Here is a 13,778-nt window from a genome sequence, read left to right on the forward strand (position 1 = left end):
CTTTGCCAGCATGGAGCTGGCATAGAGCCTACATGGACGTATTCACGGCGTCCTATGACGGGCATCCCGGCGCCGAATGTATGCCCTATTTATCAAAGCATCTAGTAAAAAACGCGTATTTCTTGCCGAATTTTTTATCATATTACTTGCGGAGATTGTTCCGACAAGAGTTCGGCAAATTGGTCTGCCGTTACCGGATGACTAAAATAGTAGCCTTGGAACCCGGTACAGCCTTTACTCTTCAGAAATGCCAATTGCTCGGCCGTTTCCACACCTTCGGCAATCATCGTCAAGCCTAAATGTTTAGCCATGTCGATCATTGTTTCGACGATGATCGCATCGTTCGGGTCGGTGGAAATGTCTCGAACAAAACTTTTGTCTATTTTTAATTGATTCAACGGAAGTTGTTTCAAGTAAGCAAGCGAGGAATAACCGGTGCCGAAGTCGTCGATCGAAATCGATAGGCCCAGCACTTTCAAGGCTTTCATTTTTTCAATGGTATCTTCGATATTATCGATAACAACGTGTTCTGTTAATTCTATCTCTAAACAATCGGGCGTAATGCCGCTAACCTTCAGAGAATGTTCTATTTGATCGACAAAGTTGCTTTGTCTGAATTGATTCGAACTTACATTGATTGCAATACGCGGCACAATTAAACCATTTTGTTGCCATGATTGGATTTGCAGGCACGCCTCCATGATTACCCAGCGCCCTAACTGTAAAATCAAGCGAGATTCTTCGGCAATTTTGATGAACTCAACAGGTGGGATCAGGCCTTTTTGGGGATGTTGCCATCTAATTAAAGCTTCGGCTCCTATAATCTCGTTTTTGGCGCCAAACTGCGCTTGGTAATTTAAAACGAAATGACCTTGATCGATCGCTTCTCGAAGCTCGTTTTCCATTTTAATGCGCAGATCGGCAGCTTCTTGCATGCTCGGATGAAAAAAGCTGATGCTATTACGGCCGGAAGCTTTAGATCGATACATCGCCGTATCGGCTTGTTGCAGAATCCGGTCGGGATTATCGTCATTATCCGGAAATAAGGTAATACCCATACTGGGCGAGAGTTGATGTTGGAATGCATTAAGTAGAAACGGTTCGTTGATTTTAGCATTAATTTTTTCTGCGACCGTTAGTGCGTGATCGGCGGCTTCCGATAGGTTTTTGGCATTACAATTAATAAGTACGATAAACTCGTCGCCGCCTAATCGGGCAGCAGTATCTTCATCTCGTACGACCGATTGCAAGCGATTGGCTACTTGAATGAGTAATTCGTCGCCGACATGGTGGCCTAGCGAGTCATTCAGAAATTTAAAATGATCCAGATCCATGAATATCACGGCGCCGAAATGGCCATGTCGTTTGGCGATAGCAATTTCTTTTTCGAGACGATTGATTAACAAGCGTCGATTGGGCAAGTTGGTTAAGGGATCGTAGAAAGCCAGATTGTGTATGCGTGATTCATTTTCTTTTTTTTCGGTGATATCTGAAAAAATTGACACAAAATGGGTGATTTCGCCGGCTTCGTTTTTAACGGCGGTAACGGTCTGCCATTCCGGATAGACTTCTCCATTCTTTCGCCGATTCCAGATCTCGCCTTCATACTGTCCTTGACTAGCTAATTGCTTCCAAAATTCATCGAAACAATCACGATTATGATGTATGGAGCTTAAAACCGAGGGAATTTTACCAATCACTTCCTCGCTGGAATAACCGGTGATTTCAGTGTGAGCGTTATTGACCCTTAAAATCCTGCCTTTTTTATCGGTAATCATAATCCCTTCTTGGGTTTCGAAGGCTGTTGCTGCCAAGCGTAATTGCTCTTCGCTAAGTCGTAGTTTTCGATTGCTTTGATTAAGATCATGCGTGCGCTTTTCCACTTCGACTAGGATTAACTCGGTTTGTCCGGTGACAATCAAAAAACCGATACCCATTAAACTGGTCAGCAACATCCCTCCGGCCAAAATACCCCAAACCGGCCAGGAATAATAATTTCCAAGAAAACCTAAATCCGGCGAAACTTGAATGAACCAGGATTGCCCGCCGATATTGAGCGGTTTTAACGTGGTGATGGCAAACGGATCCGGTATGGCGCGCTTAGGCTCTAACGGAAACAACCATTGTTGTTCTCCATCGGATGTTTTTTCGAAAAGCCTAATATTGATATATTCAATGCTTTTTCGAACTAAGGCGTCTTCAATAAAACGTTCAATATCGAAAGCCTCGATAATATAGCCCTTCAAGGTCTGCTCGGTCTCGAAAAAAGGCGTATAGATAAAAAACTGCCTGGAACTGTTTCCAAATGCCAATATTTTAGAGCTTCGATCGGTTGTTGCTTGAGGCTCCAGTGCTAACACGATCTCTTGGTGGCGTTTTTCCGAGATAGGCTGGAAGTCATCGAAATACTTTTTAGTCGAATACTTGATTGTCCATGTCGTTTTATCTTGACTTGCTTTCGAAGTCTCTAACCATTCAATATAAGGAACGCCTGGGTAGGTGTTGAAAACCCAGTCCGAAAAAATTTGTAACGATTGATAGTCAATCGTATCGTTCGAACCGATTAATGAGTGGTAAAGCGATAAGGTATTTGCATGTGCCTTGTAATTGTCTTCTAAAGCGTATTGTATCGTTTCCGCCTTGTTTTCGATGATTTCCCGTAGGCGCAGTCCTTCTCGTTGATGAGCCATTAAGTAAGAAATTGCGACTAAGGCTAAACCTACTATTAAGGCGGTGCATAACGGTAACCAGCGTTTCGTGCGGCTTTGTAAGGAAGGTTCAAAAATCGTCAAGAACAAAGGTGTGAAAACCACGATACCGATGCAATCTCCGAGCCACCAGGTCAGGAATCCGAATCCGAAATCCGATTCGACGATGACACCGGTTTCAACCAATGCATAAACGCTTAATAAGGCCGGTATAAATGTGGCGACCGGACCGGATAAGAAAAAAAACAGCATGATTTCTTTAGCGGAAATCAAAGGGTTTGGGTAGCCTACGATTTTTTTTACCAAGAAGGCTCCGGTCCAAGCCCTAAGCACGCTGTTGACTGGTGAGCTGAGAAAAATTAAGAGTTGGCCGGGAGATTGCCATAAGGTCATGAAATCGTAGACTTCATAATGGATGGCTAATTCAGCCAAAAAAATAGCCGGTAATACTTTGTTTCCCCAGAGCAACGTTGCCGCGAAGCCGATACCGGCCGGCGGCCAGATTGCTGTTGCGTAACTGGGCGGCAAGGATAGCGGTAATGCCAATTGTCCCGCAAAATAAAACAGTAAAGCCGTTAATGCAATACGACTTAAAGTCGAGTTAACGGAGGTTCTATAATTCAAGGTGAGTTGTCCTTCGCTTTAGTGTTGTTCGATCGCCGGTAAACAATCCATGCGGAATGATATCAGAAAACCGGATGTCGATGATGTGATGACTTTGGCGGTGTTTAATCGGTAGAATAAGCATTTTAACATTTTAGTCATAGACATGCGCACCTCTCAATTTCCTCTCAATACCGTCAAAGAAACGCCTTCGGATGCCGAAATCGCCAGTCATAAACTCATGATTCGTGCGGGCTTAATTCGCAAATTAGCCGCCGGTCTTTATACCTGGTTACCGCTAGGGCTTAGAGTCATGCGGAAAGTCGAAAAGATTACCCGCGAGGAGATGGAAAAAGCCGGTGCACTAGAAGTCTTGATGCCGGCCCTGCAACCCGCCGAGTTGTGGCAGGAGACGGGGCGCTGGGAACAGTATGGACCCGAACTGGCTCGCTTACAAGACCGTCACCAACGAGACTTTTGTTTGGGACCCACGCATGAGGAAATCATTACCGATTTAGCCAGGCATGAGATTAAAAGTTATAAGCAGTTGCCAATCATCTATTATCAAATCCAAACCAAATTCCGCGACGAAATTCGTCCTCGATTCGGCGTGATGCGTTCTCGGGAATTCGTTATGAAGGACGCTTATTCTTTTCATCTCGATCAAGAATCCCTTCAAGAAACCTATCAAGTCATGTATCAGGCCTACAGCAATATCTTCAACCGCTTCGGTTTGCAATATAGGGCTGTGATCGCCGATTCAGGATCGATCGGCGGCGCGGTATCGCACGAATTTCATGTATTGGCCGAATCCGGAGAGGATGCGATTGCCTTTTCGACGAAAAGCGATTATGCCGCAAACATCGAAAAAGCCGAGGCGTTAATGCCCGAAGGCGACAGGGGGCCGGCTACCGAATCGCTCAATCTAGTGGACACTCCGGATCAACATTCGATCGACGAAGTCAGTGCTTTTTTCGGGATTGCCAAATCTAGTTGCCTAAAAACCTTGATCGTCAAAGGCGAAGAAGACGAGTTAGTCGCTTTGTTATTACGAGGCGATCATGAATTGAATGCGATCAAGGCCGAAAAAGTTTTCGGTATCGCAGCTCCGTTGCAATTAGCCGACGAAGAGCAAGTGCTGTCCGCTTGCAATGCAAAACCCGGCTCGGTCGGTCCTTTCGGTCTGAAAATTAAAATCATTGCGGATCGTAGTGTCGTATTGATGTCCGATTTTGTATGCGGAGCCAATCAAGACGGCAAGCATTACCGTGGCGTAAATTGGCAGCGGGATATTCCTTTGCCCGATCAAATCGAGGATTTACGCCTCGTGGTCGAAGGCGATCCGAGTCCGGACGGGGAGGGCACGATTACTATTGCTCGAGGTATCGAGGTAGGTCATATTTTTCAACTGGGTATGAAATACAGTTCAGCGATGAAAGCCGACATTATCAATGAAGGCGGTAAGAATCAGACAATGATCATGGGTTGTTACGGCATCGGCATTTCGCGCATTGTTGCGGCGGCGATCGAGCAGAACCACGATGACAACGGCATTATCTGGCCGGCTCAATTGGCACCTTTCCAAGTGGCCTTGTGCCCGATGAATATGCATAAGTCGGAACGTTTGCGCGTTGCTGCCGAAAAACTGTATCGAGAACTACTTGATGCCGGAATCGAGGTGTTATTCGATGATCGAAAAGTCCGAGCTGGCTTCATGTTTTCCGATATGGAATTGATCGGTATTCCGCATCGTGTCGTAATCGGCGACCGCAGTCTCGACTCCGGCATGATCGAATACCGGGCTCGGACTGCGAGTGAAAGCCAAGAATTGCCGATGGTTGAATTAATACCTTTTTTGTTGCAACAATTGAGTTGATGATTCGCTACGAATAGCGGTGATTCTGAAATTGAGCATTATCGCTGCATTTTGAGAATGCGGTGTGCTTGCTGCCGAAATTTTCGTCCAGTACTCCCCAATTAGGAATTGCAGCTACGATAGTCGCTTGTAAGCAACAATGATCGAAATGTGAAATAACCAACATAAATTAAAGGTTTTAGTAAATATCGCACCCAAAGTGTGAATTCGTCACAAAAAAACAGCATGGACTCAGGTTAGTCTGTGCTCAACATTTTTTAAGGATGAGTTCAAATGAAATTTTTACCAAGACCGATCATTTGCGAACGCTGTGGCGATGAGATTTTACCATCGGAACAAAGCCGGCCCGACGATAGAATTTGTCCTTGGTGCCGGCATATGATGATGGAGGCAAGCGAAATTTATCAAAAAACCAAAAGAAAGCGTTCTCCCCATTTAATCTTGCTTAATCATCGCAACTGAGTCTGTTATAAAGTTGTCTTGTGGACTCTTATTGGTCCAGTACCTTCCTTAGAAGGATTCATTTACGAGTAGCATTGGAATATTAATGCAGGCCTCAATCCGCTGTATCAATGCTATATCTCCTTCATTCTTGGCTTTTTCGATGCCGGAGTCTTTCGAAAATTGACAGATATCCTTTTTCTGCTTTAGAGTGCCGCTCTGACCGAATGCTATTGTGTGATAAATAATATAACTAATCAGGAGCGCATAAAATGGCAAAACCATTGATTCAATTGGCACTAGATTCTTTGGATTTCGACAAAACCCTGGAACTTGCTTCGCAAGCGGCCCCTTATGTCGATATCATTGAAATCGGTACACCCTGTATCAAGTTTAACGGGCTTGAATTGGTCAAGGAAATTAAACGCAGATTTCCCGATAAATTGCTGCTGGTCGATCTTAAAACGATGGATGCCGGTGAATACGAAGCCAGCCCATTCTACGAAGCCGGTGCCGATATCTGCACGGTACTTGGAACATCCGGAATTTCAACTATCAAAGGCGTTATCAGCGCGGCAAAAAAATATAATGCCGAAGTTCAAGTCGATTTGATTAACGTCGAGGATAAAGCGAGTTGCGCTGAGGAAGCCGTGGCGGCCGGCGCGCAAATTATCGGCATTCATACCGGCATCGACGCCCAGGCGGCCGGACAGACACCCTTTGCGGATTTACAAGATTTATTGCGCTTGGGGTTAAACACTCGAGTATCAGTTGCCGGCGGTATCAAGCCCGAAACTGTGCGCGATGTTGTTGAGGCCGGAGTTGACATAATTGTCGTAGGCGGCGCGATTACCGGCGCGCCATCTCCAGCCAATGCCGCTCGAAAAATTCAACGCTTGGTCAATAGCAAGGGCACGCATCGTGAATTTGTCGTCGATAAGATTTCGGATGTCTTATATGCGACCGATGACTCTTATGATAGAAAACTGACGAACATGCTCGATCAAGCTCGCCGAATTTTTGTCTCAGGCGCGGGACGGTCGGGCTTGATTGGCCGCTTTTTCGCGATGCGATTGATGCATAGCGGTTACGATACCAGTGTAGTCGGTGAAATCGTTACACCCAGCATCAAACAAGGCGATTTGCTTATTATTATTTCCGGTTCCGGCGAAACCGAGCAGTTGGTCGCATTCACTAAACGTGCTCGCGAGATTGGCGCAAAAATCGTACTGATTTCGGCGAAAAGCGAGTCGACAATCGGCGACATGGCCGATGCCGTGTTTAGAGTCGGCAGCCCGGAACAGTATGGCAAGGTTGTCGGTATGCCGATGGGTACGGTTTTCGAACTTTCCACATTGGCATTTTTGGAAGCGACCATCTCTCATGTCATCCACGAAAAAGGCATTCCGGAGGAAGAAATGAGATCGAGACATGCGAACCTGGAATAAATCTCGCGACCGTAACGACTGCCGAGATCGCGGCACACTGAAGTGCCTGTCATGCAATATCCGAATCCGGGCTCTCGATTAGGCAATTAACCGTGTTTGTCAATTCCGGTGCTTTCTCTATGAAGCACATCAATTTCATGACGCCTTAATAGTGATCGCTCGATCTAAAAACGGCGGTAAGTTCACGAAAGGCACGAAATTAGGAATATGCACAAAATAACTTCTACAAGTATACGCTTTGCGGCGGTTCGGTAACTCGCTTGACAGGACGCCGTGAATACGTCCATGTAGGCTCTGTGACAGCATCCCTGCTGTCAAAGCCTTTGCCGAACACCCCAGCGCCTCCATGCGTCAATGCCGAAATTTGAAGTGCGATGGGTATACTGCCGAAAGACGCCCCAAACTCTCCTTACTTTTCGATTGCCTAGAAATCGTTCGCTGAAAATCTTGGAAACGGAGCGTTAGCGAAGTGAAGATTTTTAGTCCCCGATAGCCGTAGCGCCGGGTGTTTTGCCGGAGTCTGCGCGAATAGCGCAGGCGGAGGCAAAATACAAGGCATCGCGACACGGCGTAAAGCCATTTGTGGGAGTGCTACGGAGCCGCATCGAGTATACGATGATGTGGCGTAGTGGCACGGACGCAGGGCGAATCGGGGCCGCCGAAGGCAATAATCGCCAAGTCATTTTTCGCTGCTGAAATCGGACGGACCCCATTTCAGCTTTCGCGAAAAATCTTGGCGCGCTTGTATTTCTTTTATCCCCTGTTATGAGAGTCGTTTTAGCGCGCCCCTTCCTTACCCTTGATTTCTCAAGTCTAATTTCAAACAGACTGCTCAAGCAACCGTTGTTATAATAGCCGGCATTCTGTGTCGGTCAACGATGTTGATTGGTACTTCGCAGTGTAAGGCTGTTGAATTTCGATTGGCCATTCATATTTTATAGTGTTCGATAGCGTACTTTATTCAGGAGATAAGTGTTTTGGCACAAATGCAGGATATTACCAGCCCAATGACATTGCTGGAAAAACGGGCAACCGGTTCATTGGCGAGCATTTACGCATTAAGGATGTTGGGTTTGTTTATGATTATGCCGGTGTTGCCGTTATTTGCCGAGCATTTGGAAGGTTCCACGCCGCTTTTAATCGGGTTATCGGTCAGTATTTACGGATTAAGCCAGGCATTATTGCAAATCCCTTTCGGACTAATGTCCGATCGCTTTGGGCGAAAAAAATTAATTATACTCGGCTTATTGCTGTTTGCCGCCGGCAGCGTGCTTTCGGCGATGTCAACGACGATTTACGGTGTGTTATTCGGTCGGGCTTTGCAAGGATCCGGAGCAATCGCCGCAGTCATTATGGCCTTGGTCGCCGATTTAACCCAGGAAGTCCATAGGACGAAAGCGATGGCCTTGATCGGTATCAGTATCGGCGTTTCGTTCGGTGTCGCGATCTCTGCAGGGCCTGTACTTGCAGGTTATGTCGGTGTTGAAGGTATTTTTTGGTTAACGGCGCTACTCTCATTAGCAGCGATAGTGGTCATTATTTATATCGTTCCGGACCCGATTCAGTCGAAAATTCACCGCGATGCCGAATTGATTCCGGGCCAGATAAAGCATGTGTTAAAAAATGCCGAGTTGCTAAGACTCAATTACGGTATTTTTATTCTGCATTTGATATTAACAGCCAGTTTTATTGTCATTCCTCTATTGATGAGGGATGCCGGATTAGGCGCTAGTCAACATGGGCAAGTTTATTTGCCTGTGTTTATCGTATCTTTATTGACCGCAATACCTTTTATTATTTTGGCTGAAAAAAAGCGTAAAATGAAACCCGTTTTTATCGGTGCGATTGCGGTTATCGTTGTATCAGAATTAGGCTTACAGTACTTTCATCAAAGTTTGCCCGGAATTGTTGTTTTTCTTTGGGTGTTTTTTTGCGGTTTCAATTTACTCGAAGCCACGTTACCTTCCTTGGTTTCTAAAACGGCACCGGGCGATATGAAAGGAACGGCCATGGGTTTTTATTCAACGTCTCAATTTTTAGGGGCTTTTTTAGGGGGGGCGCTTGGAGGTTGGAGTTATGGCGAATTCGGCGGAAACGCTGTTTTTATTATGAGTGCTGTGGCGGGAGCGAGTTGGTTGGCGGTGTCTTTTACAATGAAACCACCCCGTTATCTGGCCAATATGCTGATCTCCATTAGCAATCTTACCCGAATTCAAGCTGAGCAACTCACCGAAGAGATCCTCAAGGTTACCGGAGTCGAGGAAGTGAAGTTGCATTTCGGCGAAGGGGTGGCTTATCTAAAAGTCGATAATCGGTTATTGGATAAAGATCGTTTACAGTATTCGATAAGTCAGTTCGATTCCTGATAATTCAAAAGATTTTTTACTATTTTTAAGAGTCAACCTAAATTTTAAAATGGGGCACGGATTCGCTTAAGGATTTCGCGATAAATAACTTTCTGAAGCTATGAGCTTTGTCGAGTAACCGCACTCTAAATCATCACTTTGATTTTTTCGGGTGATGAAAGCTTCTTCAGGATCGTTAGGCTGATTTATCGATAATCACTCAGTCTGATATCGGTGTTCCAAATATAAAGTTACCCTTGAGAATCCATATTTTTTTGCTCAATCGTTTTTCGGAGAAAACATGCTTAACAAAGTTACATTAATAGGCAATCTCGGGGCCGACCCCGAAGTTCGCTACATGCCAAGCGGCGAGGCCGTCACCACAATCAGGTTAGCCACGACCATGCGTTGGAAAGATAGACAAACCGGCGAGCGGAAAGAATCTACCGAATGGCATCGCGTGGTTTTTTTTAGAAGACTGGCCGAAGTTGCCGGCGAATATTTAAAAAAAGGCAGCCAGGTATACGTAGAGGGTCGTCTTCGTACTAATAAATGGCAAGGACAAGACGGACAAGACCGCTATACGACAGAAATCGTCGCAGAAGAAATGCACATGCTGGGAAGCCGAAGCGGCGGTACTGCAAATTATTCCGACAATCAAGGCGCTTATTCGTCTCAGAGCCCGGCCTCTTCTCAGTCTAAGCCCCAACAATCCACACCCCCGACTTCAGCGCCCCCTCCTTACGACGATTTTGACGACGATATTCCTTTTTAGAAGTCACCGAGGACAAATTAGCGTAATCGATGCCCGTAACTTTGGTGCGGACACCGTTCTTTAGGCATTGCTGGATTAAAGCGGAGGAGTGTTAGGCGGATTGCCGGGCTTACTGTGTTCTTTGGTGGCCCCTAGCACTGTTACTCGACTAGCAAAGGGGATTTTGAAAAATTATTAATTGGAAATACGAGCGGTTAGTTTCCGATTAAAATAAAAGGGCGGCTCAAATGAGTTTGCTCAATGTTCTCATTGATTATCCATTATTACGAAGAGGTTAAATGTGGATATAGCGTCGTTAATCGGCTTTTTATTGGGCATAGGGATTATTATGGCCGCCATTGCTACTGGTGGCGATGTTATGTTGTTTGTAAATTTGCCTTCCATATTAATCGTCATAGGCGGTACCTTCGGCGTATCGTTGATGCGTATCCCGATATCCGATTTTTTACGGTCCTTCGGTGTTTTAGGGAAAGCTTTTTTAAACAAAAGGGAAGACCCGGCTGTGTTGATCGAAGAAGCCGTAAGGCTTTCCGATGTTGCTCGAAAAAACGGACTGCTGGCCTTGGAAAATGAGACCATTGAAAACGAATTTATGAGAAAAGGTATCAATCTTTGTGTCGACGGACATGATCCTGCTTTCGTAAAAAAAATGCTGTCTCAAGAAATTAACCAAATGATATCGCGCAACGAAGTGGGGCAAGATATGTGGAAAGGCGTCGGCGATTTAGCGCCGGCAATGGGCATGATCGGAACGCTGGTCGGTTTAGTGCAAATGCTCGCAAATATGTCCGATCCGTCGAGTATAGGCCCTGCGATGGCCGTTGCCTTGCTGACGACACTTTATGGCGCATTGGTAGCAAACTGTTTCGCACTCCCGATCGTCGACAAACTATCTAAGGTCATGCTTTATGAAAAAACCAACAAAGAGCTTATTTTAGAAACGATTTCCGGTATTCAAGAAGGCATGAACCCTAAGGTTCTGGAGTCTTTGTTGAATTCCTATATTTCCGATAAAAAGCGAAAAACCGACAATGAATAGGTGAAAAATGGCTGACGAATGCCCTAAATGCCCCCCGGTCGGAGCACCCGCATGGTTGGCGACCTTTGCCGACTTAATGTCGCTGCTGATGTGTTTCTTTGTGTTGTTGTTATCATTTGCGACCATGGATACCATCAAGTTTAAAAAAATGGCTGATTCGATGATTAATGCTTTTGGCGTACAAAAGGATGTGCCGGCATACGATATCCCGATGGGGACCAGCATCATCGCTCAGCATTTTTCGCCGGCACCGACCGAGCCTACACCGCTAGAGGAAGTTAAACAGACGACTATGCAAGACTCGCCGAACTTGGAAGCGGCAAAAAAACAGTTAATGGAATTGACTCAGGCTGAAATTGAGGAACAGGCAGAAAAAATCAGAGAAGATTTAAAAGAAGAAATCAAGATGGGTTTGGTCTCGGTAGAAACGGAAAATCTGAAAATCATTATTCGCATTAGCGAAAAAGGTTCGTTTCCATCCGGTAGTGCGGTGCTCAATACCGGATTTGAGCCCATATTGACTAAAATTACTGCATCGGTTAACGAATCGCCCGGGAAGGTTCTGGTGTCGGGGCATTCGGACGATATACCGATTAGAACTCAGATCTTTCGCTCGAATTGGGAGTTGTCTGCCTCTCGTGCCGTAACCGTTTCTCATTATATGCTGGATCAACCGGGAACCGTGCCGTCACGATTCGTCATTCAGGGTTATGCCGATACCCGGCCGTTAGTTCCTAACGACTCTCCCGCAAACCGGGCACTTAATCGAAGAGTCGAGATTGTTATCGTGCAAGTAGAACCAGGCGCCGACGAAGCAGGGCAAGACTTTGTCGAGTAATATTGGGATGGCCGAGGGCGATGCATCCAAAAAATATATTTCATTTCCAGGAAATTTAAATGAATCGGGATAAAGATAGACGGCGTTTTTTTCGCATTGATGATCAAGTTAATCTTTACTATAAAAAAGTGGATGAAGCGACCGCCACGCCGGCCAGTCATATGAGCGATAACGTACTGGGAAACTGTTCGCTATCCGCCGCTTTGGAATTGATTTCACAAGAATCCCGTATCATGATGCATCGGCTCGATCGGACTGTGCCGGATGTCGCTGATTACTTGAAATTAATTGAAAGTAAAATCGATTTGATTGCTCAGGCAATCATGATGCAAGGCACCGATTTTAAAGAGAAGGATACTCGCAATGCTAATCTAAGCGCATCCGGATTGGCTTTCGAAAGCGCGGAGGCCTTGGCGATCGGCGACTATCTGGAAATTAAAATGTTGTTGGTTTCATGTATGGCAGTCATTGTGACTTATGGAAGAGTTATTTATTGCAAGCCAAAAAAGAATCCTGAAGGCCTTTATTCTCATATTATCGGTGTCGACTATATCAATATGAAGGAACAAGATCGGGAATTGTTGATTAGGCATGTCGTTAAAAGACAAATGCAAAAACTCCGCGAGAACAAAGAGCCGTAGTGTTAACTTTAGGTTTTTTCATAAAATCCTTAATTATTTCGCGGATAAAACGATAATTCTATTTTTACTGTGCAGTGACAATTACCGATCAACAAAAAAAAATTCTGGGTCTCCTTGCCGACGGCGAATTTCACTCGGGTTCCGTTTTAGCCGATACTCTCGGTGTGAGCAGATCGGCGGTTTGGAAACAGTTACATAGTTTAACCGAACTAGGCTTGGAACCCGTCGCAGTGAGCGGCAAGGGTTACCGCCTAGAACGGCCGATCGAATTTTTAAGCAGTGAAAAAATCGAATCCGTGTTAATGGAGAATGTTCGTTTAAATATTTCGGATTTAAACATCCATGACCGGCTTGACTCAACGAATAACCATTTGATTAATCTTGCTAAAAGCGCCGCCCGATCCGGAACGGTTTGTTTAGCTGAGTTTCAAACTGCAGGTAAAGGCCGGCGAGGTAGGTCCTGGGTGTCGCCGTTCGGTTCAAATATTTACCTATCGGTCTTGTGGCACTTTCAAAACGGCCCCTCCGCTATTTCAGGCTTGAGCCTTGCTGTCGGCGTTTCCGTGATCAGAGCCTTGGCATCCTTAGGTTTATCCGGTATCGGTTTAAAATGGCCGAACGATATTTATTGGCAGGAACATAAATTAGGCGGAATATTAATCGAAGTGACCGGCGAGACTCATGGGCCTTGCTCGGTTGTGATCGGTATCGGGTTGAATGTTTATATACCTGATCGTGAAGCGGCAATGATCGATCAAGCCTGGATCGATTTGACTCGGATTATGGGAGGGGTATCCATTTCGAGAAATCGTTTAGCCGGAACGCTGTTGAATGAATTATTGCCGATACTTGCCGATTATGAAAGCCATGGCTTAACACCTTATTTAGATGAATGGCGATCTTATGACTGCCTGGAAGGGCGTCCTGTCGTTATCTATCATGGCGATTCCGCAATAACAGGCAATGCTGGAGGAATCGACGATAATGGCTTGTTTCGTTTAATGACTGCCGATGGCAAAGCCTGTTGTTTTGCATCCGGCGAAGTAAGTTTTAGCAAGAATTGA

10 protein-coding genes are annotated in these 13,778 nt (G+C 45.5%); 9 read left to right on the forward strand and 1 reads right to left on the reverse strand.

Features of this window, described 5'->3' with window-relative positions; all coding sequences use genetic code 11:
• Window positions 1-137 precede the first annotated feature (137 nt).
• Window positions 138-3,332 carry a bifunctional diguanylate cyclase/phosphodiesterase gene (locus METBU_RS25115; RefSeq protein ID WP_017839387.1) on the reverse strand — a complete coding sequence of 1,065 codons (3,195 nt, stop codon included), beginning with the start codon at window positions 3,330-3,332 and terminating at the stop codon, window positions 138-140.
• Window positions 3,333-3,477: 145 nt separating this feature from the next.
• Between METBU_RS25115 and METBU_RS0103940 the strand changes: the two genes are divergently transcribed.
• The 9 genes from METBU_RS0103940 (at window position 3,478) to birA (ending at window position 13,778) form a co-directional block, all read left to right on the forward strand.
• Window positions 3,478-5,187, forward strand: a complete 1,710-nt coding sequence (locus METBU_RS0103940) for a proline--tRNA ligase (RefSeq protein ID WP_017839389.1) — start codon at window positions 3,478-3,480, stop codon at window positions 5,185-5,187.
• Between the two features lie 273 nt (window positions 5,188-5,460).
• Window positions 5,461-5,649, forward strand: a complete 189-nt coding sequence (locus METBU_RS0103945) for a hypothetical protein (protein ID WP_017839390.1) — start codon at window positions 5,461-5,463, stop codon at window positions 5,647-5,649.
• 251 nt (window positions 5,650-5,900) lie between these two features.
• Window positions 5,901-7,076 (forward strand): bifunctional 3-hexulose-6-phosphate synthase/6-phospho-3-hexuloisomerase, encoded by a 1,176-nt coding sequence (hxlAB, locus tag METBU_RS0103955; RefSeq protein ID WP_017839392.1) that lies wholly within the window; start codon window positions 5,901-5,903, stop codon window positions 7,074-7,076.
• A 986-nt stretch (window positions 7,077-8,062) separates the two neighbouring features.
• A complete protein-coding gene (locus METBU_RS0103960; RefSeq protein ID WP_017839393.1) occupies window positions 8,063-9,442 on the forward strand; it encodes an MFS transporter in 1,380 nt (459 codons plus the stop codon).
• A gap of 280 nt (window positions 9,443-9,722) precedes the next feature.
• Window positions 9,723-10,196: a single-stranded DNA-binding protein gene (gene ssb / locus METBU_RS0103965; protein ID WP_017839394.1), complete on the forward strand. Its 474-nt coding sequence runs from the start codon at window positions 9,723-9,725 to the stop codon at window positions 10,194-10,196.
• 280 nt (window positions 10,197-10,476) lie between these two features.
• Window positions 10,477-11,235: a MotA/TolQ/ExbB proton channel family protein gene (locus METBU_RS0103970; RefSeq protein ID WP_017839395.1), complete on the forward strand. Its 759-nt coding sequence runs from the start codon at window positions 10,477-10,479 to the stop codon at window positions 11,233-11,235.
• A 7-nt stretch (window positions 11,236-11,242) separates the two neighbouring features.
• Window positions 11,243-12,073 carry a flagellar motor protein MotB gene (locus METBU_RS0103975; RefSeq protein ID WP_017839396.1) on the forward strand — a complete coding sequence of 277 codons (831 nt, stop codon included), beginning with the start codon at window positions 11,243-11,245 and terminating at the stop codon, window positions 12,071-12,073.
• 59 nt (window positions 12,074-12,132) lie between these two features.
• The gene (locus METBU_RS0103980) at window positions 12,133-12,714 is read left to right on the forward strand and encodes a PilZ domain-containing protein (protein ID WP_017839397.1); all 582 of its coding nucleotides are present in this window, start codon (window positions 12,133-12,135) and stop codon (window positions 12,712-12,714) included.
• A 74-nt stretch (window positions 12,715-12,788) separates the two neighbouring features.
• Window positions 12,789-13,778, forward strand: a complete 990-nt coding sequence (gene birA, locus METBU_RS0103985; protein ID WP_017839398.1) for a bifunctional biotin--[acetyl-CoA-carboxylase] ligase/biotin operon repressor BirA — start codon at window positions 12,789-12,791, stop codon at window positions 13,776-13,778.

The organism is Methylotuvimicrobium buryatense 5G, from assembly GCF_000341735.1.
GTDB lineage: Bacteria > Pseudomonadota > Gammaproteobacteria > Methylococcales > Methylomonadaceae > Methylotuvimicrobium > Methylotuvimicrobium buryatense.

What these genes read in the sequence shown, in the direction of transcription:
- METBU_RS0103940 (WP_017839389.1), top strand. Translation starts at nt 3,478, where the DNA reads ATGCGCACCTCTCAATTTCCTCTCAATACCGTCAAAGAAACGCCTTCG.
- METBU_RS0103945 (WP_017839390.1), top strand. Translation starts at nt 5,461, where the DNA reads ATGAAATTTTTACCAAGACCGATCATTTGCGAACGCTGTGGCGATGAG.
- hxlAB (WP_017839392.1), top strand. Translation starts at nt 5,901, where the DNA reads ATGGCAAAACCATTGATTCAATTGGCACTAGATTCTTTGGATTTCGAC.
- METBU_RS0103960 (WP_017839393.1), top strand. Translation starts at nt 8,063, where the DNA reads ATGCAGGATATTACCAGCCCAATGACATTGCTGGAAAAACGGGCAACC.
- ssb (WP_017839394.1), top strand. Translation starts at nt 9,723, where the DNA reads ATGCTTAACAAAGTTACATTAATAGGCAATCTCGGGGCCGACCCCGAA.
- METBU_RS0103975 (WP_017839396.1), top strand. Translation starts at nt 11,243, where the DNA reads ATGGCTGACGAATGCCCTAAATGCCCCCCGGTCGGAGCACCCGCATGG.
- METBU_RS0103980 (WP_017839397.1), top strand. Translation starts at nt 12,133, where the DNA reads ATGAATCGGGATAAAGATAGACGGCGTTTTTTTCGCATTGATGATCAA.